This window comes from Thermoclostridium stercorarium subsp. stercorarium DSM 8532 (assembly GCF_000331995.1).
GTDB classification, from domain to species: domain Bacteria; phylum Bacillota; class Clostridia; order DSM-8532; family DSM-8532; genus Thermoclostridium; species Thermoclostridium stercorarium.
The window spans coordinates 1,339,961-1,361,344 of sequence record NC_020134.1; the positions used below are offsets into that span (position 1 = coordinate 1,339,961).

22 protein-coding genes, 3 tRNA genes and 1 pseudogene are annotated in these 21,384 nt (G+C 42.4%); 22 read left to right on the top strand and 4 right to left on the bottom strand.

The features are described from left to right. Positions 1 to 14: 14 nt before the first annotated feature. From potA to CST_RS05805, 4 genes are read left to right on the top strand one after another with little or no spacing between them, the layout of a single operon-like run. Positions 15 to 1,055 (top strand): spermidine/putrescine ABC transporter ATP-binding protein, encoded by a 1,041-nt coding sequence (potA, locus tag CST_RS05790; protein ID WP_015358911.1) that lies wholly within the window; start codon positions 15 to 17, stop codon positions 1,053 to 1,055. Continuing rightward, positions 1,056 to 1,901, top strand: coding sequence for an ABC transporter permease (locus tag CST_RS05795; RefSeq protein WP_015358912.1), 846 nt, complete (start codon positions 1,056 to 1,058; stop codon positions 1,899 to 1,901). Continuing rightward, the gene (locus CST_RS05800; protein ID WP_015358913.1) at positions 1,895 to 2,674 is read left to right on the top strand and encodes an ABC transporter permease; all 780 of its coding nucleotides are present in this window, start codon (positions 1,895 to 1,897) and stop codon (positions 2,672 to 2,674) included. Before CST_RS05795 ends, CST_RS05800 begins: the two co-directional genes overlap by 7 nt. Then, positions 2,671 to 3,729 (top strand): ABC transporter substrate-binding protein, encoded by a 1,059-nt coding sequence (locus tag CST_RS05805; RefSeq protein ID WP_015358914.1) that lies wholly within the window; start codon positions 2,671 to 2,673, stop codon positions 3,727 to 3,729. The genes CST_RS05800 and CST_RS05805 overlap by 4 nt, the downstream gene beginning before the upstream one ends. Before the next feature lie 49 nt (positions 3,730 to 3,778). Here CST_RS05805 and CST_RS05810 read toward each other — a convergent pair whose 3' ends face one another. Continuing rightward, positions 3,779 to 4,399: a cyclase family protein gene (locus tag CST_RS05810; protein ID WP_015358915.1), complete on the bottom strand. Its 621-nt coding sequence runs from the start codon at positions 4,397 to 4,399 to the stop codon at positions 3,779 to 3,781. Between the two features lie 3 nt (positions 4,400 to 4,402). Beyond that, positions 4,403 to 5,923, bottom strand: coding sequence for a glucose-6-phosphate dehydrogenase (gene zwf / locus CST_RS05815; protein WP_015484979.1), 1,521 nt, complete (start codon positions 5,921 to 5,923; stop codon positions 4,403 to 4,405). Between the two features lie 180 nt (positions 5,924 to 6,103). Here zwf and CST_RS05820 point away from each other — a divergent pair, with 180 nt between their 5' ends. From CST_RS05820 to CST_RS05880, 13 genes are all read left to right on the top strand, one after another. Then, on the top strand, positions 6,104 to 7,564 hold the full coding sequence (locus CST_RS05820; RefSeq protein WP_015358917.1) for an aminotransferase class I/II-fold pyridoxal phosphate-dependent enzyme: 1,461 nt from the start codon (positions 6,104 to 6,106) through the stop codon (positions 7,562 to 7,564). Next, complete coding sequence (gene tmk / locus CST_RS05825) at positions 7,561 to 8,196, top strand: dTMP kinase (RefSeq protein WP_015358918.1); 636 nt, start codon at positions 7,561 to 7,563, stop codon at positions 8,194 to 8,196. Before CST_RS05820 ends, tmk begins: the two co-directional genes overlap by 4 nt. A 29-nt stretch (positions 8,197 to 8,225) precedes the next feature. After that, the gene (locus CST_RS05830; protein WP_015358919.1) at positions 8,226 to 8,684 is read left to right on the top strand and encodes a YaaR family protein; all 459 of its coding nucleotides are present in this window, start codon (positions 8,226 to 8,228) and stop codon (positions 8,682 to 8,684) included. Positions 8,685 to 8,791: 107 nt separating this feature from the next. Then, positions 8,792 to 9,760 carry a DNA polymerase III subunit gene (locus CST_RS05835; protein WP_015358920.1) on the top strand — a complete coding sequence of 323 codons (969 nt, stop codon included), beginning with the start codon at positions 8,792 to 8,794 and terminating at the stop codon, positions 9,758 to 9,760. Positions 9,761 to 9,763: 3 nt separating this feature from the next. Then, positions 9,764 to 10,642, top strand: a complete 879-nt coding sequence (locus tag CST_RS05840) for a PSP1 domain-containing protein (RefSeq protein WP_015358921.1) — start codon at positions 9,764 to 9,766, stop codon at positions 10,640 to 10,642. Between the two features lie 124 nt (positions 10,643 to 10,766). Beyond that, positions 10,767 to 10,937, top strand: coding sequence for a DUF362 domain-containing protein (locus tag CST_RS05845; RefSeq protein ID WP_015358922.1), 171 nt, complete (start codon positions 10,767 to 10,769; stop codon positions 10,935 to 10,937). Positions 10,938 to 11,053: 116 nt separating this feature from the next. Beyond that, positions 11,054 to 11,776 (top strand): tRNA1(Val) (adenine(37)-N6)-methyltransferase, encoded by a 723-nt coding sequence (locus CST_RS05850; protein ID WP_015358923.1) that lies wholly within the window; start codon positions 11,054 to 11,056, stop codon positions 11,774 to 11,776. After that, positions 11,773 to 12,324 carry a Fe-S-containing hydro-lyase gene (locus CST_RS05855; RefSeq protein WP_015358924.1) on the top strand — a complete coding sequence of 184 codons (552 nt, stop codon included), beginning with the start codon at positions 11,773 to 11,775 and terminating at the stop codon, positions 12,322 to 12,324. The genes CST_RS05850 and CST_RS05855 overlap by 4 nt, the downstream gene beginning before the upstream one ends. 37 nt (positions 12,325 to 12,361) lie before the next feature. After that, positions 12,362 to 13,051, top strand: a complete 690-nt coding sequence (locus CST_RS05860; protein ID WP_015358925.1) for a nucleotide-binding protein — start codon at positions 12,362 to 12,364, stop codon at positions 13,049 to 13,051. A 66-nt stretch (positions 13,052 to 13,117) separates the two neighbouring features. Next, on the top strand, positions 13,118 to 13,324 hold the full coding sequence (locus CST_RS05865; protein ID WP_015358926.1) for a 4Fe-4S binding protein: 207 nt from the start codon (positions 13,118 to 13,120) through the stop codon (positions 13,322 to 13,324). An 11-nt stretch (positions 13,325 to 13,335) separates the two neighbouring features. Continuing rightward, positions 13,336 to 14,409, top strand: coding sequence for a 3-methyl-2-oxobutanoate dehydrogenase subunit VorB (locus CST_RS05870; RefSeq protein WP_015358927.1), 1,074 nt, complete (start codon positions 13,336 to 13,338; stop codon positions 14,407 to 14,409). Between the two features lie 49 nt (positions 14,410 to 14,458). Beyond that, complete coding sequence (locus tag CST_RS05875; RefSeq protein WP_015358928.1) at positions 14,459 to 15,205, top strand: thiamine pyrophosphate-dependent enzyme; 747 nt, start codon at positions 14,459 to 14,461, stop codon at positions 15,203 to 15,205. 3 nt (positions 15,206 to 15,208) lie between these two features. Beyond that, complete coding sequence (locus CST_RS05880; protein ID WP_015358929.1) at positions 15,209 to 15,742, top strand: 2-oxoacid:acceptor oxidoreductase family protein; 534 nt, start codon at positions 15,209 to 15,211, stop codon at positions 15,740 to 15,742. Positions 15,743 to 15,791: 49 nt separating this feature from the next. Here the strand turns inward: CST_RS05880 and CST_RS05885 are convergent, their stop codons facing one another. Beyond that, complete coding sequence (locus CST_RS05885; protein WP_015358930.1) at positions 15,792 to 16,274, bottom strand: QueT transporter family protein; 483 nt, start codon at positions 16,272 to 16,274, stop codon at positions 15,792 to 15,794. Between the two features lie 198 nt (positions 16,275 to 16,472). On the opposite strand from CST_RS05885, the gene CST_RS05890 reads away from it, so the two are divergent. The 5 genes from CST_RS05890 to CST_RS05910 all read left to right on the top strand — a co-directional run bounded on the left by CST_RS05890 (position 16,473) and on the right by CST_RS05910 (position 19,777). Beyond that, positions 16,473 to 17,018, top strand: coding sequence for an HDIG domain-containing metalloprotein (locus CST_RS05890; RefSeq protein ID WP_015358931.1), 546 nt, complete (start codon positions 16,473 to 16,475; stop codon positions 17,016 to 17,018). A 112-nt stretch (positions 17,019 to 17,130) separates the two neighbouring features. After that, positions 17,131 to 19,392 carry a ribonuclease R gene (gene rnr, locus CST_RS05895; protein ID WP_015358932.1) on the top strand — a complete coding sequence of 754 codons (2,262 nt, stop codon included), beginning with the start codon at positions 17,131 to 17,133 and terminating at the stop codon, positions 19,390 to 19,392. A 136-nt stretch (positions 19,393 to 19,528) separates the two neighbouring features. After that, a tRNA-Glu gene (locus CST_RS05900) sits at positions 19,529 to 19,603 on the top strand. Between the two features lie 10 nt (positions 19,604 to 19,613). Further along, positions 19,614 to 19,690: transfer RNA gene (locus CST_RS05905), tRNA-Asp, on the top strand. An 11-nt stretch (positions 19,691 to 19,701) separates the two neighbouring features. Continuing rightward, a tRNA-Thr gene (locus CST_RS05910) sits at positions 19,702 to 19,777 on the top strand. 840 nt (positions 19,778 to 20,617) lie between these two features. Here the strand turns inward: CST_RS05910 and CST_RS05915 are convergent. Continuing rightward, positions 20,618 to 21,382 (bottom strand): annotated as a pseudogene (locus CST_RS05915) (IS256-like element ISCth5 family transposase); the annotation flags it as partial. Positions 21,383 to 21,384: the final 2 nt, after the last annotated feature.

The following is a 21,384-nucleotide window of genomic DNA, read 5'->3' on the forward strand; positions in this document are numbered from 1 at the left end:
GGGAGGTGGTTTGAATGAGCAAAAAAATAATTGAGCTTGTGAATGTGACCAAAAGATATAACGGTGTTACGGCTGTAAAAAATATTAATCTTTACATCAGGGAAAATGAGTTTGTTACCCTTTTAGGCCCAAGCGGCTGCGGGAAAACAACTACTCTGAGAATGATAGGCGGTTTCGAGGACCCTGATGAAGGAGACATTTACTTTGACGGTGTGAGGATTAATGATGTACCTCCGTATAAAAGGAACATAAATACGGTGTTTCAGCGATATGCATTGTTTACTCATATGAATGTGTATGAGAATATAGCTTTTGGGTTGAGAATAAAAAAACTCCCGAAAGATGAAATAGACAGAAGAATAAAGCGCATGCTGAAACTTGTCGACCTTGAAGGATTTGAAAACAGACATGTGGATTCTTTAAGCGGCGGACAACAGCAGCGTGTTGCAATTGCCAGGGCTTTGGTCAATGAACCGAAAGTTCTTCTGCTGGATGAGCCGTTGGGTGCCCTGGATTTGAAGCTCCGTAAGGAAATGCAGATTGAGCTTATGGATATGCAGAAAAATGTGGGGATTACGTTTATTTATGTAACCCACGACCAGGAAGAAGCCCTGACGATGTCTGACACCGTTGTGGTAATGAATAACGGTGAAATACAGCAGGTGGGAACACCGGTGGATATATACAATGAGCCGGTAAACAGGTTTGTGGCTGACTTTATAGGGGAGAGCAACATCATTGAAGGCGTGATGATAGAGGATTATTTGGTGGAGTTTTCAGGGCGGAAGTTTAAATGCCTGGATAAGGGATTCGGCCACAATGAACCCGTGGATGTGGTTATAAGGCCCGAAGACATAGATATCACCGATCCGGATAAGGGGCTTATCCAGGGCGTGGTTACGTCGGTTGTGTTTAAAGGCGTTCATTATGAAATGCTTGTTGAAGGCGGCGGCTTTGAATATATGATTCAAAGTACCGATATGGCGCCGGTTGGTGCTAATGTAGGTTTAACTTTTAATCCGGAAGACATACATGTAATGAAAAGAGGGAGCTAAGTGAAAAATAAAGCAAGATTCCTTGCATATCCATATATGGTGTGGATGGTCATCTTCATTGTTGTTCCGCTGCTTTTGGTGCTGTTTTACAGTCTGACCGAAGGCAACATCAAGGACCCGTCTTCGCTCACTTTTTCGCTGAACAATTATAAACGGGTTTTTGATGTTATGTATTTGAACGTAATATGGAAATCTTTCAAGCTGGCGATAATTTCGACTATATGCTGCCTTATCCTTGGCTATCCTGTGGCTCTTATAATATCGACCATTAAGGCCAAATATAAGAATATAGTGCTGATGTTTTTTCTGGTTCCGATTTGGATGAATTTTCTTTTGCGGACATATGCGTGGATGTCAATACTGTCGCCAAACGGTTTTATAAACAGACTTCTTTCGTGGATGGGATTACCCACGCTTTCGATAATGCCGGGGCAAACGGCGGTTATTTTGGGCATGATTTATAACTTCCTGCCGTTTATGGTGCTGCCGATTTATACTGTATTGTCAAAAATAGACAAAAGCGTTCTTGAAGCCGCGATGGACTTGGGAGCAAACAAATTGGTAACCTTTGTGAAGGTAATTCTCCCCCTGACGGTTCCTGGGATAATAAGCGGTATAACAATGGTTTTCATGCCCGCGGTGAGTACTTTCGTAATATCCCAGTTGCTCGGCGGAGGAAAGGAACTTCTGATAGGGAATTTGATTGAACAGCAGTTTACCGTTCAGCGTGACTGGCATTTCGGTTCGGCTTTGTCAATTATTCTGATGATAATGATACTGATATCCATGGCAATTATGTCGAAGGTTGAGAAGGACGACGGCAATGGAGGTGCACCGAGATGGTAAAATTTCTGAAAAGGTTTTATCTGACACTGATATTTATTTTTCTGTACGCTCCTATAGCGGTATTGATTGTCTACAGTTTTAACGAATCAAAATCCAGAGGATATTGGGGCGGTTTTACCTTTAAATGGTATGCTGAACTTTTCCGTGACAGGGATATAATAAAGGCTCTTTATTACACCTTCTTGGTGGCTCTGCTGTCTTCGATAATCTCAACCGTTATCGGAACCTTTTCGGCCATTGGGATTCACAATATGGGGCTTTTTGGAAAAAAGCTTGCCCTTAACATTAACTACCTCCCTGTTTTAAACCCAGACATCGTAACGGGTATAGCGCTGATGACGCTGTTTATATCGGTGAATATGAGGCTTGGATTTTTGACAATGCTAATATCTCATACGGTTTTTAACATACCGTATGTGATTTTGTCGGTTATGCCAAAGCTTAAACAGATGGACAAAAATATGACCGAAGCGGCGTTGGATCTGGGCGCCACTCCGTCGTACGCGTTAAGAAAGGTAATAATACCTCAGATAATGCCTGGGGTGATTACAGGCGCACTTATAGCTTTTACGCTGTCGATTGATGATTTTGTCATAAGCTTTTTCACCACCGGTTCGGGTGTTACAAACCTGTCCATACTTGTTTACTCGATGGCAAAACGCGGTGTTAAGCCATCCATTAATGCGCTGACTACTTTAATGCTGCTGACAGTGGTAATACTGCTGCTGTTAATCAATAAAAGAACGACAAAAGGAGATGAGCTTATACCATGAAAAGAAGAGCTGGAATATTGATTATAACAGGCCTGCTGATAATTTCAGGATTGCTGGTACTTCCGGGATGCGGCAAGGATAAGGTTGTTCTGCAGATATACAACTGGGGAGAATTCATAGATCCCGGCTTGCTGGAAAAATTTGAAAAGGAAACGGGAATAAAGGTTGAACTGGATTTGTATGAAACCAACGAACACATGCTGGCCAAACTGGAGGCCGGTGGTACCCAGTACGACGTGGTTTTTCCGTCGGACTATGTTATTGAGGAAATGATTAAAAAGGACATGCTTTATAAGATTGATTTTAACAATATTCCGAATTTCAAGTATGTAAGCGACAGATTTAAAAATCTGAACTATGACCCTACAAATGAATATTCGGTGCCTTATTTCTGGGGAACTCTGGGAATTTTGTACAATACCGAAATGGTTGATGAGGAAGTGGACAGCTGGGATATACTGTGGAACGAAAAATATGCAGGGAAAATTCTGATGCTTGACAGTATGAGGGATACCATAGGCGTGGCATTGAAAAAGCTGGGATATTCGCTTAACACCACCGACACCGAAAAGCTGGAACAGGCCAAACAGCTGTTAATACAGCAAAGACCGCTGGTTAACGGGTATTATGTTGATGAGATAAAGGATATGATGATAAACGGGGATGCCGCCATTGCGGTGGATTGGTCGGGTTCTGCAATGGATATTTACTGGGAAGGAATTGACTACATTAAATATGTCGTGCCGAAAGAAGGCTCGAATTTATGGTTTGACTGCATGGTTATCCCTAAGACCAGCCAGCATAAAAAAGAAGCAGAGATGTTTATAAACTTTATGCTGGACCCTGAAAACGCTTATCAGAACAGTTTATATGTGGGATATGCGTCGCCTGTTACCGAAGCATTTGAAAGAATTATGCAGGAAAACCCGGAAGTAGCCGAAATGGACGCTTACAACCCTTCTGAGGAAGTACTGGATAAATGTGAAGTATTCATCGACCTCGGAGATTCAAGATCATTATTCAGCAGGATTTGGACAGAAATTAAAGTACAGTAATGTTAAAAACCCCTCGGATCAGTTTTATCAGTCCGGGGGGTAATTTATTTTACATTTCAATAAGACATGCACGGACGGGTGAGCCGTCCCCGCCTTTAATTTTCAGCGGTAATGCGCACAGGAGATATTCCCCTTCTTCGATATCCTTAAGCCTCAAGCCTTCGAGAATTACTATGCCCTTTGATAGCAGGGCTTTATGTGTAGGATGACCTGCTTGCCCGCGTTCAATTCCGAGGCTGTCTATACCTACACCTTTTATTCCTAAACTTTGCAAATATTCTGCTGCCTCACTGTCAAGGTATACAAAACCGAAATCAAAATCATCAGTGAATGAATTTTTTGTTTTTAAAAGAATGAAATCGTCTTTTTTTATGTTTTTCATCGTTAATTCATCTTTTGTAACTGAGCCCTCGACGTGGGTAAAATCCAGCACTCTGCATGGCGTTATGCATTTGAAAAGATCAATTTCCTCAATAGTTTTACCGTTTTCCAGCGCGTGCCATTGCGCATCCATATGGGTTCCGGTATGTAGGTTTATGTGAAGCACCGATTCGTTAACCCCGTCCTTGCCGATATATCGTGTCTGTTCCAGTGCGGGGCGCCTATGAGCCTGGTTTTTATACACCATCATGTCATTTTTTATTTCCATGCTGATGTCGTATATTTTCATTTATTAAATCCTCCTTGTGCAGAAATTAATGCTGTTATCCATATTCCACCATGCCCTTCCGTCGTTTTCCATTAACTTTACCGCCGCTTCGGGTCCCACACTGCCTGCGGGATACGGGTATACGGGAACGGAATTTCTGCTGAGTTTCATTTCAAGATCCTCAATATACCGCCATGAAACATTGAGTTCATCCCAGCTTGTAAAAAGGGAATTGTTTCCGCGTATTGCTTCCATTATAAGCCTTTCATAAGCCTCGGGAGAGTTGTTCCCATATTCCGCCGTCTGACAGTAGTCCATGTTTGCCTGCATCATCTCGTAATAATTTCCGGGTTTTTTGGCATTTAATTGGAAATAAAAACCTTCATAGGGTTGTATGCGGAAAACAAGAATGTTAGGCTTCGCGCAGGCGTAATCACTGTAAAGTTTTACTCCCGGAGATTCCTTAAACTGGATGGCAATCTCGGCATTTTTCCTGTTCAGGCGTTTCCCTGTAAGCAAATAAAAAGGGACACCCTGCCACCTGTAATTGTCTATCCAGAGTTTCAGCGCCGCAAAAGTAGGCGTTCTGGAATTCGGGTCAACTTTTTCTTCCTGCAGGTAACCGGGAACGGCTTTACCGTCTACAATGCCCTCGGTATATTGCCCCAGAACAATCTCGCTGTCTGAGAGATTGTCGGGGAAAGGCCTTAATGCGCGCATTACCCGGATTTTTTCAAATCTTATATGCTCGGCGTCGAGTTTGACGGGAGGTTCCATTGCTATAATGGCAAGTAACTGAAACATGTGGTTCTGAACCATGTCCTTAAGCACGCCGGTGCGGTCATAATAACTGCCGCGGCTGCCAATTCCAACGGTTTCGGGAATGCTTATCTGAACATGATCGATATGGAACCTGTTCCACAGTGGCTCAAATATGCTGTTGGAAAAACGTAACGTCAGGATGTTTTGGATCATTTCCTTACCAAGGTAATGATCAATACGGTATATTCTTTCCTCGGGAAGGGCGTCGGTGAGTATGTTATTTAGTTCGGAAGCCTTTTCCAGGTTTTCGCCGAACGGTTTTTCAATCATTACCCTTTTCCAGCCGTTGCCTTCGGAAAGAAGATTGTTTTTCTTAAGCTCAATTATTATCGGTTCAAAAAGGTTTGGCGCCACGGCGAGAAAGAACAAATGATTATGGATTCCTTTCTCCGAAAATATGTCAAGATGCTTTTTCAGAAGCAAATATCCTTCCGGAGCGGAAAAATCAAATTTTATATATGTTATACGGCCCTTTATCCCGTTCCATACCTCTTTTTCAAAGTCCCTCTGGGAATAATCTTTAACGGCTTCTTCCATCAAATTCTGAAAAATTTCGGATGTATAATCCCTTCGGCCTATCGCAAGTATATAGAAATTATCGGGGAGGAGATTGTCGATGGCCAGTGCGTATATTGCAGGGATTAGCTTTCTCTTCGTAAGATCTCCCGTAGCGCCGAATATTACAAAAACGAAAGGTTTTTCAACTTTCCAGCGGTTATTCATAAGCACCTCCATAAAATTTATCTTTTAATATATTACCCTTGATTTTCTTGTTAAATCTGATTTTAAAGAGGATTTTTAAAGTGAATGAAAAATATATGCGGTATCGTTCTTGCTTTTAGCCTGCCCACGACTTAAAATATCCTTAAATAAAGAAAATATGAAAAGTTGGGAAGGCAACAAATGGGAAAACCATTGGATACACCGTTAATTGACGCTCTTAATAATTTTATTTCTGCGGGAAGAATTCCCATGCACATGCCCGGGCATAAGCAGGGTAAGGGTTTTGACGCGCGTTTTAAAGATAATCTTCTTGAGTTTGATTTGACCGAACTTCCGGGGCTGGACAATTTTCACAGACCCGAAGGGGCGATATCGGAAAGCATGGATATTACAGCAAAGGTCTTCGGGGCAAGAAAGTCCTTTTTCCTTGTAAACGGTTCAACTTCCGGGATTCATGCCGCTTTCCTCTCATGCTTCAAGAGAGGGGATGAAGTACTTGTTAACAGAAACTGCCATATATCAGTTATTCATGCTTTGATGCTGTTTGGCATTAAACCGGTGTTTGTAATGCCCGAATACGATGAAGAATACAATCTGGCACTCCCTTCGCGGCTGGTTTCATGGAAAAGGGCATTGGACGAACATCCTGATGTCAAGGGTGCCCTTGTGACCACTCCTGACTATTATGGGATTTGTCAGCCTCTTGCCGAACTGGCCGGGCTTCTGCATGCAAACGGGAAAATACTTATAGTTGATGAAGCCCACGGCGCCCATTTCGCTTTTTCCGGGAAATTTCCCGAAACCGCACTGGAGCAGGGGGCCGATATATGCATTCAAAGTTTTCACAAGACTCTGAATGCTCTCACGCAAGCTGCGGTTCTGCATGTCGGAAGCGAGCGCGTAAACGTTGAGAAGCTTCGCAGAGCAATATCGATGATAACCACCACAAGCCCGTCGTATATCATTATGGCTTCAATGGAATATGCGCGCAAAGTTGCTGTTGAAGAAGGTGCCGGTAGGTATGACGAGTTGATTAATCATCTGGAGAAAATGAAGACAAGGCTTTCCGGTATGGAAAATCTGAGGGTTGTTCCCGATGTTATCGGCAAGCTGAAAAGGGATCCGACAAGGATTGTGATAGATACGTCACTGACGAATATTACCGGGTATGAATTGTATGACATGCTTTATAATGAATACCGAATTGCGGCTGAAATGTGCGATTATTGCCATGTGGTATTTATCGCAACCATCGCGGATACACCGGATGACTTATATAAAGTAACGCATGCTTTGTTAAAAATAGACAGAAGTTTAGGGAAGACAAGAAAAAAATCATTTGATTTCCCTTTCAAAACCGGTAAATGCAGTATACCAGAGCTTTATGATTTTCTTGATTCATCTGTAAAAGTCGGTTTAACTGATGCCGAAGGCATGACAAGCGCCGAACTGGTTACACCGTATCCTCCCGGTATACCGGTTTTATGCCCGGGTGAGGTGATAACAAGGGATCATATAAAATATCTGGATAGGTTAATCCGGTCAGGAGCCGAAATTAATGGGCTGAGTACCGACGAAAAAGGACAAAGAACAATAAGGGTAGTGAAAACGTACTCCAAAGAAGAAGGTGGATTTCAATGAAAAAAGGGCTTTTTATAACTTTTGAAGGCGGTGATGGCTCGGGTAAAACCACGCAGGTAAAACTGTTAAAGGAGTACATCGCCGGCAAAGGTATTGAAGTTGTCACTGTTCGCGAGCCGGGAGGTGTTCCGGTGAGTGAAAAAATACGGGAAATAATTCTTGACAGCAAAAACACAGAAATGGACAATATAACGGAAATGCTTTTATATGCCGCGTCGAGGGCACAGTTGGTTTCACAGGTTATAATACCGGCACTGGACAGCGGCAAATGTGTAATCTGCGACAGGTTTGTCGATTCAAGTTACGTTTATCAGGGAATTGCAAGGGGCATGGGAATGGATATGGTTAAAGCCATAAACGATATTGCGACCCGGAAACTGGTTCCCGATATAACTTTTTTTATGGATGTAGAGCCGATGACTGCCTTAAAAAGACGGCTTGGCATATCTGAACCCGACAGGCTGGAACGGGAGGATATTTCCTTTCATGACAAGGTATATAGGGGCTATGTAATGATAGCAGACATGTATCCTGAAAGGATAAAGCGAATAAACGGTTTATTGCCGCCAGAAGAAGTTTTTTTGCAAATAAAAAGGCATGTGGATGATTTAATTTGCCGATATAAAGATTAGAAAAAATCTTGGGAAAACGGTGAAGTTTAATGGAGCTTAAAATTGACAGTTCTAACAGAAGCCAAAGAAATATCATAGGAAGGGTAAATACAGAAGGAAGCAGGGTTGTCGGACAGAAACAAACTTCCTTTGAAACCCATCTTCAAAGGCATGAATCACAGAATCTGGATGAAACACTGAGGGAAATGGCAAATGAAATAATAAAGCAGGGCGAAAAGTTAAGTGAAAAAGTGGATATTGCAGAACTGAGGGTATATAAAAAGATGATATCCGAGTTTCTTGAAGAGGCCGTCCGTGGCTTTGCCAAGTTTTCAAAGGAAAGCTACCTGGACAGAAGAGGAAGGCACCGCATTTTCGCCATAGTTAAAAGGATTAACCAGAACCTCGAGGAACTGACACAGGAAGTATTGAAAAAAGAACGGGATCATTTGAAAATTCTTGCCAGAATTGAAGATATACGTGGCCTGATTTTGGATATATTTATGTAGTAACGGCATATCTGATTGATTATCAATTATTTATACGTAATCAGGTACATATGTTATAATGTAATTACAACACAACATCATATTGAAAAGACAGGGGATGTTAGCGGTTGGAACTGGATAAAATTATAGGGCAGAGCGAGTTGGTCGGATATCTGAAAAGACTGATAACTCATGATTTGGTGGGACATGCATATGCACTTTCAGGACCTGAAGGCATAGGAAAGAAGACGCTGGCCCGTGCATTTGCAAAGGACCTCTTGTGTCAGAATCCCAATTCATATAATTGTAACTGCATAAGCTGCCGGACGTTTAACAGCGGAACCAATCCCGATTTCTTTCAGGTTGTAAGTGACAAAAAGTCGATAGGCGTTGATTCCATCCGTGAGTTGCAGGACCATGCCGCCCACAGACCCACCTATGGCAACAGAAAAGTGTATCTTATACCCGACGCGGAGCTTATGACACCTCAGGCTCAGAACTGTCTTCTAAAAACTCTCGAAGAGCCTCCGAAATATGTGATTATAATTCTCCTGACCACCAATTTTGAAGCTCTGTTGCCTACAATCCAGTCCCGTACCGTTAATTTACGGATGACACCGTATTCCGATGAAGAAATGAGAATGATTGTAGGTTCACGGCATAATATACCGAATGACCAGTGGGAGTTTATTTTAAGATTTTCCAGCGGAATTCCGCTTAACGCGATACGTATGATTGAGGAAGGGGCAATCACCGATCTTCGCGCCCAGGTATTTCAATTGTTTGAAAAATCAGATGATTTGAATTACATTGAAAATTTCCGCAAAACACTGCTGGATAACAGGGAAAATATTCCGGCTGTTTTTGATATTCTGCTGTCGGTATACAGAGACTGCCTGGTGCTAAAACTTGGAATGGAAGACAGGTTGATCAATTCTGATAAAAAAGGTATCATTAAACATATTGCTTCATCTTATCAAAAACATAACCTTTTTGAGAAGATAGCAAATCTTGAAAGAATGAGGCGCAATTTCAGCTACAACATTAACTTGCAGCTGGGGATTGATACTTTATTGCTGGAAATTCAGGAGGTTTAATATATGGTGAGTGTTATAGGTGTAAGGTTTCGTTACGCCGGTAAAATATATTATTTCGATCCTGCAGGGATTGACTTGAAACTCGGGGAAAAGGTAATAGTTGAAACCGCAAGGGGAATTGAATGCGGCGAGGTGGTTCAGACTTTAAGGGAAGTGGATGACAGCGAAGTGGTGGCTCCCCTGAAAAAAGTCATAAGAAAGGCGACCGAAGAGGATCTGCAACATGTGGAAGAAAATAAGCGTAAGGCAAAGGAAGCATTTGGCATTTGCCTTGAGAAAATAAAGAAACATAATCTTGAGATGAAATTAATTGACGTAGAGTATACTTTTGACAATAATAAAATTCTTTTTTATTTCACTGCCGACGGCCGTGTGGATTTCAGGGAACTGGTGAAGGATCTTGCTGCGGTATTCCGCACAAGAATTGAGTTAAGGCAGATTGGCGTGCGTGACGAGGCAAAAATGATGGGCGGACTTGGTGTATGCGGAAGGTGTCTGTGTTGCTGCAATCATTTGACAGAATTTCAGCCCATATCGATAAAAATGGCCAAGGAGCAAAGCCTGTCACTTAATCCGACAAAAATTTCGGGCATCTGCGGAAGACTTATGTGTTGTCTCAGGTATGAGCATGAAGTCTATGAGGATCTTTTGAAACGTATTCCGAAGGTTAATGCGCTGGTACAGACCCCTGACGGGCCGGGGACGGTTGTGTACGTCAGCCTGCTTCAGGAGAAGGTAAAGGTCAAGCTGGACAACGACAACGAACCCGATTTGAAGGAATACCACGCCTCGGAAGTGAAACTTTTAAAGGATGCTGAAAAGGAATCAGAGGAGCAGTTGGACGAAGCCGATATGGAACTGCTGAAACAGCTTGAGGATTAACCTTTTTCGCCGATAGGCGTAAGAAAACTGTTATTTTGTTTCTATTGACACGAATTATAATATATTGTAGGATAACAGGGGAAACCGCAAAAGGTTTCCTATGATTTGGGAGGTGTACTTGATTATGGCATATTACATCACAGACGATTGCATAAGCTGTGGAGCTTGTGAATCCGAATGCCCTGTCAGTTGCATTTCTGCTGGTGATACCAAATATGTTATTAATCCGGAAGAATGCATAGAATGCGGAGCTTGCGCCGATGTATGCCCGGTTGACGCTCCGAAGCCGGAATAATAATATATTATAAGGTTATTATCAGCCAGAGCCAGAGCCAGACGTTGAGTCCGGCTCTTTCTGTAATATTGTTTTTTCAGAAAACCCAAGCTGACTATATAGAAGGAGTTTTTTTAATGGAACAGCCTTTCCTCAGAGAGGGAGAACGACTGGATGATCTTCAGTTAAACGGCTTAAAAATCATACAGAAGATTGATGGTTTTTGTTTTGGGATTGACGCTGTTCTGCTTTCTGATTACGTAAGAGTGGAAAAAGGTTCGAAAATCGTGGATTTGGGCACCGGGACTGGTATACTGCCGCTGCTTCTGTCGCAGAAAACAGAGGCATCACATATTACAGGAATTGAAATTCAGCCGGACATAGCCGATATGGCAAAAAGAAGCGTTGAATACAATAACCTCGGTGATAAAGTTAAGATTATTGAAGGCGATTTTCTGAAAGCGGTGGAGTGGTTTGGTGTAGGCTATTTTGACGCGGTTGTTACAAACCCTCCTTACAGGAAGGTTGGAACGGGTTTAATCAATCCTTCTGACAACAAAGCCGTTTCAAGACATGAAATTCATTGCACGCTGGAGTCAATTATTTCGGTGTCTTCAAAACTTCTTAAGTATCACGGACGTTTTTTCATGGTTCACAGACCCGAAAGGCTTGTGGAGATTTTTTACTGGATGAGGGAATATAAAATTGAACCCAAGAGCATAAGAATGGTTTATCCTAAACCCGGAAAACCCGCCAATCTGGTATTGATTTACGGGCTGAAAGGCGGTAACCCGCAGCTTACAGTGGATGAGCCATTGTATACGATGAATTCTGTTCCGGAAAATGAGGGATATAGATGAAACATAAAATAACTACGCCCCTTACAAAAGATAAAATAGAAATTCTTAAGGCAGGCGACGTGGTTGAATTATCCGGAACGGTATATACCGCAAGGGACGCTGCGCATAAAAGACTGTTTGAAATGATCCTTGCTGGTGAAAAGCTGCCTTTTGATTTATCAGACCAGGTTATATACTATATGGGGCCTTGTCCGGCACCGCCGGGAAGGGTTATAGGTTCGGCGGGGCCCACTACAAGCGGAAGAATGGATTACTATACGCCGAAACTTATTGAAATGGGAATTACCGGGATGATCGGCAAAGGGCAGAGAAGCAGGGAAGTAATTGATGCAATGGTAAAGTACGGCGCGGTGTATTTCGGGGCCGTCGGAGGAGCCGGAGCCCTGATATCTAAATCTGTTCAGAGTCAGGAAATTATAGCTTTTGAGGATTTGGGGACCGAAGCGGTCAGAAAACTCTCCGTGGTGAATTTTCCGCTGATTGTGGTGATCGACCGTTACGGTAATAATATGTATGACATTGGGAGAAGCCGGTGGAAAGACATATGATAATATATTTTGGTTAAATATAAATAAAGGGTAAAAAATGTCGGAGAAAAGGATTCACATAATAACAGGCCATTATGGCGTTGGGAAATCTGAGATTTCTGTAAATCTGGCGATAAAAATGGCAGAGCAGGGAAAAAAGGTTGTCCTTGCCGATATGGATACCGTTAACCCATATTTCAGGAGCAGTTTGGCGCGATCCCAACTGGAAAGGCAAGGCATTAAAGTAATAGCGCCCAAATTTGCCAATACTAACGTTGACGTGCCTGCACTAACCGGAGAGTTCAGCAGGTACCTTATGGATAAAAGTTTTCAAATTGTAATGGATACGGGCGGGGACGACGCCGGAGCACTCGTAATCGGGCGTTACAGGCGCGAAATACGGGATGACGAGGCTGTCCTCTATTTTGTTATTAACTGTTTTCGTCCTGAAACGTCAAACATTTCAGGGGTTTTGGAAATACTTGAAGAAATAAAAAAATCATCAGGAATGGACGTCGATTTCCTTATCAACAATTCTCACTTGATGAATCACACAACTCCTGGCGACATTGTAAAAGGAATTGAGTTTGCGCACTCAATAAGCATGTCTGCAAATATTCCCATTGCTTTTCACGCGTTTATGACAAAAAACGATATTGTTGTCCATGATTTGAAAGAACCCGTGCTGTGGATGAAAAGGATAATTAATTTCCCTGATATTGTAGAAATGGAAAATTTAATGATATAATGAAATAATACATAAACTTCTTAATTTGAATATAAATGGTTAAACCCGCAACCGGAGGGAATTTTATTGGCAAGAGTTACGTTTATATCAGAAAAGTGTAAGGGATGCGAACTGTGTGTAAGTGTATGCCCAAGGCGCATTATAAGAATAAATGAACAAAGTCTTAATGAAAAAGGTTATCATCCGGCGGAAATTACCGACATGACCGGATGTATCGGTTGTGCGTTTTGTGCTGTAATCTGCCCCGATTGTGCCATTGTGGTAGAAAAATGAAGGAGGCGCTTATGGGTCGGAAACTGTTGATGAGAGGAAATGAAGCCATTGCTGAAGCCGCTATAAGGGCAGGATGCCTTTATTATTTCGGTTATCCCATTACGCCGCAGACCGAAATTGCCCACTATATGGCCAGAAAACTTCCAAAAGCGGGCGGTGTTTTTCTGCAGGCTGAAAGCGAAGTGGCAGCAATAAACATGGTTTACGGTGCAGGAAGTACCGGGGCAAGGGTAATGACCTCTTCTTCAAGCCCGGGGATAAGTTTGAAACAGGAAGGGCTTTCATATTTGGCCGGTGCTCAAGTTCCTGCGGTGGTGGTAAATATTATGCGGGCAGGCCCGGGTCTTGGAGGCATCCAACCGTCTCAAAGCGACTATTTCCAGGCATGTAAAGGCGGCGGGCATGGAGATTACCGTCAGATTGTTCTGGCTCCGTCCAGTGTTCAGGAACTTTATGAACTAACGGTTGAGGCATTTAATCTTGCCGACAAATACCGAATTGTCGTAATGATATTGGGCGACGGTATTCTCGGTCAGATGATGGAAGTGGTTGAGTTCAGGGACGAAGAACCCGTGGAACATTATGAAAAGCCCTGGGCAGTAACAGGTCACGGCAATAACAGAAAGCAGAATATAATTACTTCAATACATCTGGATCCGGCAGTACTTGAAAAAATGAACCGGGAACTGCAGAAAAAATATGAACTTATTAAACAGAAAGAGTGCCGTTATGAACTTTACAGACATGAGGAAGCCGAGCTGTTCATAGTTGCTTACGGAACGGTGGCGAGAATTGCCAAAAGCGTAATAGAAATTGCCCGGCGTGAAGGTATAAAGGTTGGGCTTATAAGGCCAATAACCCTTTGGCCTTTTCCTGCAGAAGCTTTTGATAAGGTGATGGACATGGCAAAGGCCTTTCTGACGGTTGAGATGAGTTCAGGCCAGATGATCGAGGATGTGCTTCTGGCAGTAAACGGCAGACGCAGGGTTTACTTTCACGGACGTATGGGAGGAATGGTTCCGGTCCGGGACGATATTCTGGAAATAATACGCCGGATGTATGACGAACATGTGAGGAAAGGTTGAGAAAGAGTTGTATTAAAATTGACGCCCATGCGGAAACGGAGGGGAATGTATGGCTGTAATTTTTCAAAGGCCTAACGCTTTAAAGGATGTGTCCATGCACTATTGCCCGGGCTGCACACATGGCATTGCCCACCGACTTGTTGCGGAAGTCTTGGACGAACTGGGGATTGAGGGGAAAACGGTGGGTATATCCTCTGTCGGATGCTCATACAACAGCTATGATTATTTTTCCTGTGATATGATCCAGGCGCCCCATGGACGGGCTCCCGCAGTTGCAACAGGGGTTAAACGGTGTAAGCCCGACTGCGTTGTATTTACCTATCAGGGAGACGGGGATCTGGCGGCAATCGGAACGGCGGAAATTGTTCACGCGGCTGCCAGGGGCGAAAACATAACGGTAATTTTTATTAATAATACGATATACGGAATGACTTCCGGCCAGATGGCTCCTACAACACTGTTAAATCAGTTCACAACCACGACACCTTACGGAAGGATTGCAGAATTACACGGCTTCCCGATAAACGTCTGTGAAATGCTTGCGACACTTCAGGGACCGACATACATTGAAAGAGCTTCACTTCATGATGTAAAACATATTAAAAAGGCAAAGGAGGCAATAAAAAAAGCCTTTAAGGTACAGCTTGCAAAACTTGGTTTTTCGCTTGTGGAATTATTGTCGACATGCCCCACAAACTGGGGACTTAGCCCTGTTGAATCCATGACACGGATTGAAAAAGAGATGATTCCCCAATACCCCATCGGAGTATTCAAAGGAGAAAACCTGGAGGTATGAGAAATGGTTCATGAAATAATCCTGGCCGGTTTCGGAGGTCAGGGGATACTGATGGCAGGAAAACTTTTGGCATATGCCGGAATGCTGGACGGAAAACATGTCTCATGGCTTCCTTCATATGGCCCTGAAATGCGTGGTGGAACGGCAAACAGCAGTGTGGTTATTTCTGACCGTCCCGTTGATTCGCCTGTTTTATACAGCTGTAACGAATTAATAGTGATGAACAGGCCGTCATTGGACAAATTTGAGAATCTTGTCGAGGAGGGAGGAGTTATAGTAATGGATTCGTCGATAGTGGACAGGGATGTTAAGCGCGGCGACATTGAATCATTTAAGGTACCTGCCACTAAAATGGCGTCGGAGATGGGAAATATGGCTTTTGCTAATATAATTCTTCTTGGGAAGCTGATCAAGGAAAGAAAAACAGTAACGGTGGATAATCTCGAAAAGGCCCTTTATGAAGTTTTGCCCGAAAAAAAGCGTAATCTAATCCCGATGGAAATTAAAGCATTAAAAACAGGTATGGAATACATTTGACAAACCGCAGGCTGCGTATATGTAAAAGAGGCCTGCGGTTTTTTGCGGTTTACCAATCTTTAAAATATTCTCCGAATCTTTTCGTCAGCAGCATAAGAAGCGGATAACCAAGAGCATAGCATGCCAGCAGCTCTCCAAGTCCTACCCAGCCCATACATGCAAGCAGCGGGGTGTCCTTAAAATACAGGAAATGTAAATAACCGCCCACAATTACGGCGTTAAATATAACAGGCGGAAGAGGAACAAGCCATGGATATTTTCTCAATTGCCTTGAAAAAATGGCAGCTATGAGTGTAGTGAGGCTGCCGAAAATTATATCTATCGGTCCGTAACCTCCTATAATATTTGAAACAAGACACCCGACAAATAAACCCGGTATTGCTGAAGACATCACGGCTGGAAGCACTGTCATGGCTTCTGAAACGCGGAACTGAAATATGCCATAAGCGTAAGGCGCAACCAGAACGGTTACGACTGTGTAAATTGCGGCAATCAATGCCGCTCTGGCAATGTACAAGACTTTGTTGTTCATAATAAAAAACCTCCGTAGTTTTGTTTTGGCACCATAAATGGGTGCCGCCCAGGATTTTGCGAACTGGACATGATATATATGCTACCATTTTAATCTGGTATTATCAAGCAAAAATTATTGCGGTAATAACTTTTTCCTGTGTTATAATGGAAGTTGTACGGCAGAGAATGTTTAGCGTTTTTAATCGGGGGGATAAATATGAACAGGAAAAGGGCGTTTGACGAATTAAAAGCAAGGCTGTCCGATGAGAAAAAAATACGGCACAGTCTGGCGGTGGAAGCCATTATGAGGGAACTGGCAGAGTTCTTGCATGAAGAAACCGAGGCTTGGGGGCTTACAGGGCTTCTTCATGACATTGATCTGGATATTGTAGAAGGGGATTTGGAAAAACACGGCCTGGTGGCTGCAGATATTCTGGAAGGCCTTAGTGTTGATCCCGCAATAATTTATTCCATCAAGTCCCACAATCCAAAGCTGGGGTTTCCGAGAAGGAGAAAGGTGGATAAGGCACTGTACTGCAGCGATCATTTGCCCCGCTTTATTGAAAAATGCGCTTCAGCCATTCCTGGCAGAAGTATTTCCGACCTGACAGTGGGTTATCTTATAAAAAAATTTAACGAAGAAGGATTTATAAATAGGGAACATAAGGAACAGATATCAACATGTAATGAACTTGGCCTGTCGCTGGAGAAATTTTTCGAGATAGGCCTTAATGCGATGAAAAATATTAAATATGATATATAAAGTAAAAATATTGTATATTTATATTTTTTATGTTAAATGATATTAATACATGGTATGAATAGCTGTATTAATAAATAAATGCGCCAAAGAAAAACGGAAAAGGGCTGATGTAATGTTAGAGGAAAGAAAAGAGCGAATTAAGGGATTTATACACGATAGCTCATATCACCCATTGACATTTGAAGAGCTTGTTGTATCGCTTGACGTACCAAAGGAAGACATTGAGCTTTTCAGAAAATGCCTGGATGAGCTTGAACAGGAAGGGCATATATATAAAACCAAAAAGAACCGTTATGTTGCTCCCGAAAAAATCGGCCTTGTAACAGGAACTTTCCAGGGCCATGAGCGCGGGTTTGGCTTTGTGTTGCCTGACGAGCCCGATCAGAGTGATATATTCATACAAAGCGACAGAGTTAAGGGAGCTATGGACGGCGATCGGGTTATTGCCCGTATTGTAAAATTTTATAATGACGACAGGCATTCGGAAGGAGAAATTGTCAAAATCCTTTCCCGCGCCAACGATAAAATAGTCGGCACATTTGAAAAAAGCTATTCGGTAGGTTACGTTGTTCCCGATCACAGGAGAATAAAGGGGCATATCATCGTACCCCTTGACAGGTCAATGGGTGCGAAACCGCATCAGAAAGTTGTTGTTCAAATAACCAGATACCCAGAACCCGAAAGAAATGCAGAGGGTCAGATTATTGAGATACTTGGAGATGCGGATACGACGGACGTTGAAGCACTTTCAATCTTGAAAGCATATAAAATACCCGTCGAGTTTCCAGATGAGGTTTTACAGGAAGCCAGAAGCATACCGCAGGAATTAACTCCCAAAGACTACGCCGGCAGACGGGATTTACGTAATTTAACAATGGTTACCATTGACGGCGAAGATGCAAGGGATTTGGATGATGCTGTTTCCCTTGAAATTACCGGGAACGGGAACTATCTCCTCGGTGTTCATATAGCAGACGTATCCCATTATGTCAAAGAAAACTCGCCACTGGACAAAGAAGCGTTAAAAAGGGGAACCAGCGTTTATTTCCCCGACAGGGTTATTCCTATGCTTCCAAAGGAGTTGTCAAACGGCATATGCAGCCTTAATCCCAAAGTTGACCGTCTTGCCTTTTCAGTTTTTATGGAAATTGACCCCTTAGGCCGTGTAATAAACCATGAGATCGTTGAAAGCGTAATTAACGTTAATGAACGGATGACATATACCGATGTGTATAAAATACTTGAAGAAAGGGATCAGGATTTAATTGAAAGATACAGGCCGCTGGTTCCGATGTTTGAAAAAATGAAGGAACTGGCCTTAATATTGATGAAAAGGCGCAGCCTGAGAGGTGCTATTGATTTTGACTTTGAAGAAACAAAGATTACCGTGGATGAAAACGGCAAGCCGGTAAATATAGGAAAATATGAAATTACAATTGCAAACAAGATAATCGAAGAATTCATGCTGCTGTGCAACGAAACGGTTTCCGAACATTTTTACTGGGCCGACATACCGTTTGTTTACCGTATTCACGAAGATCCCGATCCCGATAAGATCAAAAGGCTGAATGAGTTTTTGTTTAATTTCGGAGTCAGAATTAAAGGCAGCGGCCATGTGCATCCGAGAGCTTTGCAGGATGTTCTTGACAAAGTTAAAGGAACGCCGCAGGAAAGAATTATCAGTACAATGATGTTGAGAAGCTTACAGAAGGCAAAGTACAGCGATGAGCATACGTGGCATTTCGGCCTTGCCGCGGATTATTACTCCCATTTTACATCACCGATAAGAAGGTATCCTGATCTGATAATACACAGAATAATGAAGGAGTATCTGCACGGAAAATTCGACGAACAAAGAAACGAACATTACTCGGCTATTCTTCCTGATGTTACTAAACACTGTTCAGAAAGGGAAAGAAGCGCAGAGGAGGCCGAAAGGGAATATGAAGCGAAGCTGAAAGCCGTATATATGCAGGAGCATATAGGGGAAACCTTCACCGGAATTGTTTCGGGCATAACCTCATTTGGCATGTTTGTAGAGCTTGAGAATACCGTAGAAGGTTTGATACGGCTTACCAGCATGGACGATGATTTCTATGAGTATGATGAAAAAATGCAGGTTCTCATTGGAGTAAGGACAGGCAGGATATACCGTATAGGTGATACTGTCGAAGTTGTGGTTACAAATGCCGATCCGAAAACAAGACAGGTGGATTTTGTACTGACAGTGAACGCACGTGAGGCAGATCCTTACGCGGAAGATTCAAATGGCAATGGCATGAAAAAACGGGGCAAGTCAGGCAAAAAGAAAAAGAACACGGATAATAAAGTTTTGGAACACATAAACGGGAAAAAGAAAAAACGAAAGAAATAAGAATGCAGCCTCTCTTCAGCTTTGGGCTGCATTTGTTTTTCCAATTAGCATTTATTTGTTGTAACAAAAATATCATAAAATTTATGCTTGACTTTTATAGCGTCAGCAGTTAAAATAATATTCGTCAGTCTTCTGGGGCCCATTGGTCAAGTGGTTAAGACATCGCCCTTTCACGGCGGTAACGGGGGTTCGAGTCCCCCATGGGTCACCATTTTAAAACTGGCCCAGTAGTTCAGCCGGTTAGAACGCTAGCCTGTCACGCTAGAGGTCGAGGGTTCGAGTCCCTTCTGGGTCGCCATTTAGTGATATGCTGGTGTAGCTCAGCCGGTAGAGCAGCTGACTTGTAATCAGCAGGTCGGGGGTTCGAGTCCGCCCACCAGCTCCAAATAAAACCCGCTAACAGCAAAGGTTAGCGGGTTTTGTTGTTTAGAAGCGAATTGAATGTTAATTAAGTTGTTTACCTTTTGCCTACTATAGATATAATTTTGCAAAACTTTTAAGGTTGGTATTATATTAATAACAGCTGAAAGAGATCTAATCCGGAGTTTTCAGCCACACCATAAGATGTTGCGGCTATTGTTTACAGAAATAAATTCAAATTCATGCTGCGACAAGTTAAAAATACCCCGGGCGTTATTCATTTATAAGCATAAATTGAAATAGAAAAAATATATGGTAAATTGATTTATGGAATAATTCTGTCGATGGCCAGTAGCTTATAAAAGCAAGGGATCGGCAGATGTAAAAATCGAGCAGTATCAAATATTTACGGGTTTTAATGCTTAAAAACTTGTAAACTGCAATTTTATAAAAGCGGCTTTTTATGCCAGGTTTTAGGGTTTGAAGTTTACCTATAAGGAATTGAAACTCACCGTTTTTAGCGAAGGCTTGTCTTTCCAAAAAAGATTTAAGTTTACCTGTAAGGAATTAAAACAATCCTAGCTGGCCATATTCATTATATCCACAACGGTTTTAAAGTTTACCTATAAGGATTGAAAGGTGCGAAAGTAACGCCTGACGCCGGCGGCGGTTGGTTAGAAGTTTTTACCTGCAAAGATTGAAATGCCCTATGTTTTTGAGTTTACCTATGAGGAGTTGAAACTGTCTCTTTTTTATTTGTTCTGAGAATCTTAATGCATGCAATTTAAAACTATATGTTTGAGTCTGTCTGGATAGTGTCTTGTCAAGTGGTGTAAAATGATTTCTACTTTATCATTTTTTCACCTCATTTATGTAATAAAGCTACTGGCGTCAATGTAAATTCATTTATCGATGTAATCTTTGACATTGATTCCAAACTGAAATAACGCCGCCCTACTTTCCATTCATCATTTTGTTCCATGAGCATTGCTCCTACCAATCGGATTACCGCCTCACGATTTGGAAATATGCAAACAACATCCGTTCGACGGCGAATTTCACGGTTAAGTCTCTCCAGCGGATTGGTAGAGTGTATCTGTGCCCAATGCTCACGAGGAAAAGCCATATATGCCAGGATTTCTTCTTCTGCTTCTTCAAGAATTTTCATTGCTTTTGGAAAACGATTTTTAAGCTCATCTACTACATGCCTTAACTGTTCCCTCGCAGATTCCTGATCATTCTGGGCAAATATTGTCCGTATTATCGATGATACCATCCCCTGATAATGCTTTGGTACCTGGCTTAATACATTTCTCATAAAATGTACACGGCATCTTTGCCATGCACTTCCCGTTAAAATCTTCTTTATTGCAGCCTTCAGCCCTTCATGTGCATCACTGATTACAAGCCTTACACCTTTTAGACCCCTTGCTACCAGCCTTCTTAAAAACTCCTCCCAAAAAGCCCCGTCTTCACTCATCCCTACATCAAAACCTAATATTTCCCGTTCACCTTGTTGATTAACTCCTACTGCTATAACTAGTGCCATACTGCATACCCTGCCTCCTTCCCGAACCTTGGGGAAAGTGGCATCAAGCCAAAGGTAAGGATATTCTCCTTCCAGTCTACGGG

Bases quoted from the DNA above. Each gene is read 5' to 3' on its own strand.
- CST_RS05845 (WP_015358922.1), top strand. From the start codon at position 10,767: ATGGCATATTACATCACAGACGATTGCATAAGCTGTGGAGCTTGTGAA.
- CST_RS05855 (WP_015358924.1), top strand. From the start codon at position 11,773: ATGAAACATAAAATAACTACGCCCCTTACAAAAGATAAAATAGAAATT.
- tmk (WP_015358918.1), top strand. From the start codon at position 7,561: ATGAAAAAAGGGCTTTTTATAACTTTTGAAGGCGGTGATGGCTCGGGT.
- CST_RS05870 (WP_015358927.1), top strand. From the start codon at position 13,336: ATGGGTCGGAAACTGTTGATGAGAGGAAATGAAGCCATTGCTGAAGCC.
- CST_RS05830 (WP_015358919.1), top strand. From the start codon at position 8,226: ATGGAGCTTAAAATTGACAGTTCTAACAGAAGCCAAAGAAATATCATA.
- zwf (WP_015484979.1), bottom strand. From the start codon at position 5,923: ATGAATAACCGCTGGAAAGTTGAAAAACCTTTCGTTTTTGTAATATTC.
- CST_RS05875 (WP_015358928.1), top strand. From the start codon at position 14,459: ATGGCTGTAATTTTTCAAAGGCCTAACGCTTTAAAGGATGTGTCCATG.
- CST_RS05800 (WP_015358913.1), top strand. From the start codon at position 1,895: ATGGTAAAATTTCTGAAAAGGTTTTATCTGACACTGATATTTATTTTT.
- CST_RS05810 (WP_015358915.1), bottom strand. From the start codon at position 4,399: ATGAAAATATACGACATCAGCATGGAAATAAAAAATGACATGATGGTG.
- CST_RS05805 (WP_015358914.1), top strand. From the start codon at position 2,671: ATGAAAAGAAGAGCTGGAATATTGATTATAACAGGCCTGCTGATAATT.
- CST_RS05880 (WP_015358929.1), top strand. From the start codon at position 15,209: ATGGTTCATGAAATAATCCTGGCCGGTTTCGGAGGTCAGGGGATACTG.
- CST_RS05860 (WP_015358925.1), top strand. From the start codon at position 12,362: ATGTCGGAGAAAAGGATTCACATAATAACAGGCCATTATGGCGTTGGG.
- CST_RS05820 (WP_015358917.1), top strand. From the start codon at position 6,104: ATGGGAAAACCATTGGATACACCGTTAATTGACGCTCTTAATAATTTT.
- CST_RS05850 (WP_015358923.1), top strand. From the start codon at position 11,054: ATGGAACAGCCTTTCCTCAGAGAGGGAGAACGACTGGATGATCTTCAG.
- potA (WP_015358911.1), top strand. From the start codon at position 15: ATGAGCAAAAAAATAATTGAGCTTGTGAATGTGACCAAAAGATATAAC.
- CST_RS05890 (WP_015358931.1), top strand. From the start codon at position 16,473: ATGAACAGGAAAAGGGCGTTTGACGAATTAAAAGCAAGGCTGTCCGAT.
- CST_RS05840 (WP_015358921.1), top strand. From the start codon at position 9,764: ATGGTGAGTGTTATAGGTGTAAGGTTTCGTTACGCCGGTAAAATATAT.
- rnr (WP_015358932.1), top strand. From the start codon at position 17,131: ATGTTAGAGGAAAGAAAAGAGCGAATTAAGGGATTTATACACGATAGC.
- CST_RS05885 (WP_015358930.1), bottom strand. From the start codon at position 16,274: ATGAACAACAAAGTCTTGTACATTGCCAGAGCGGCATTGATTGCCGCA.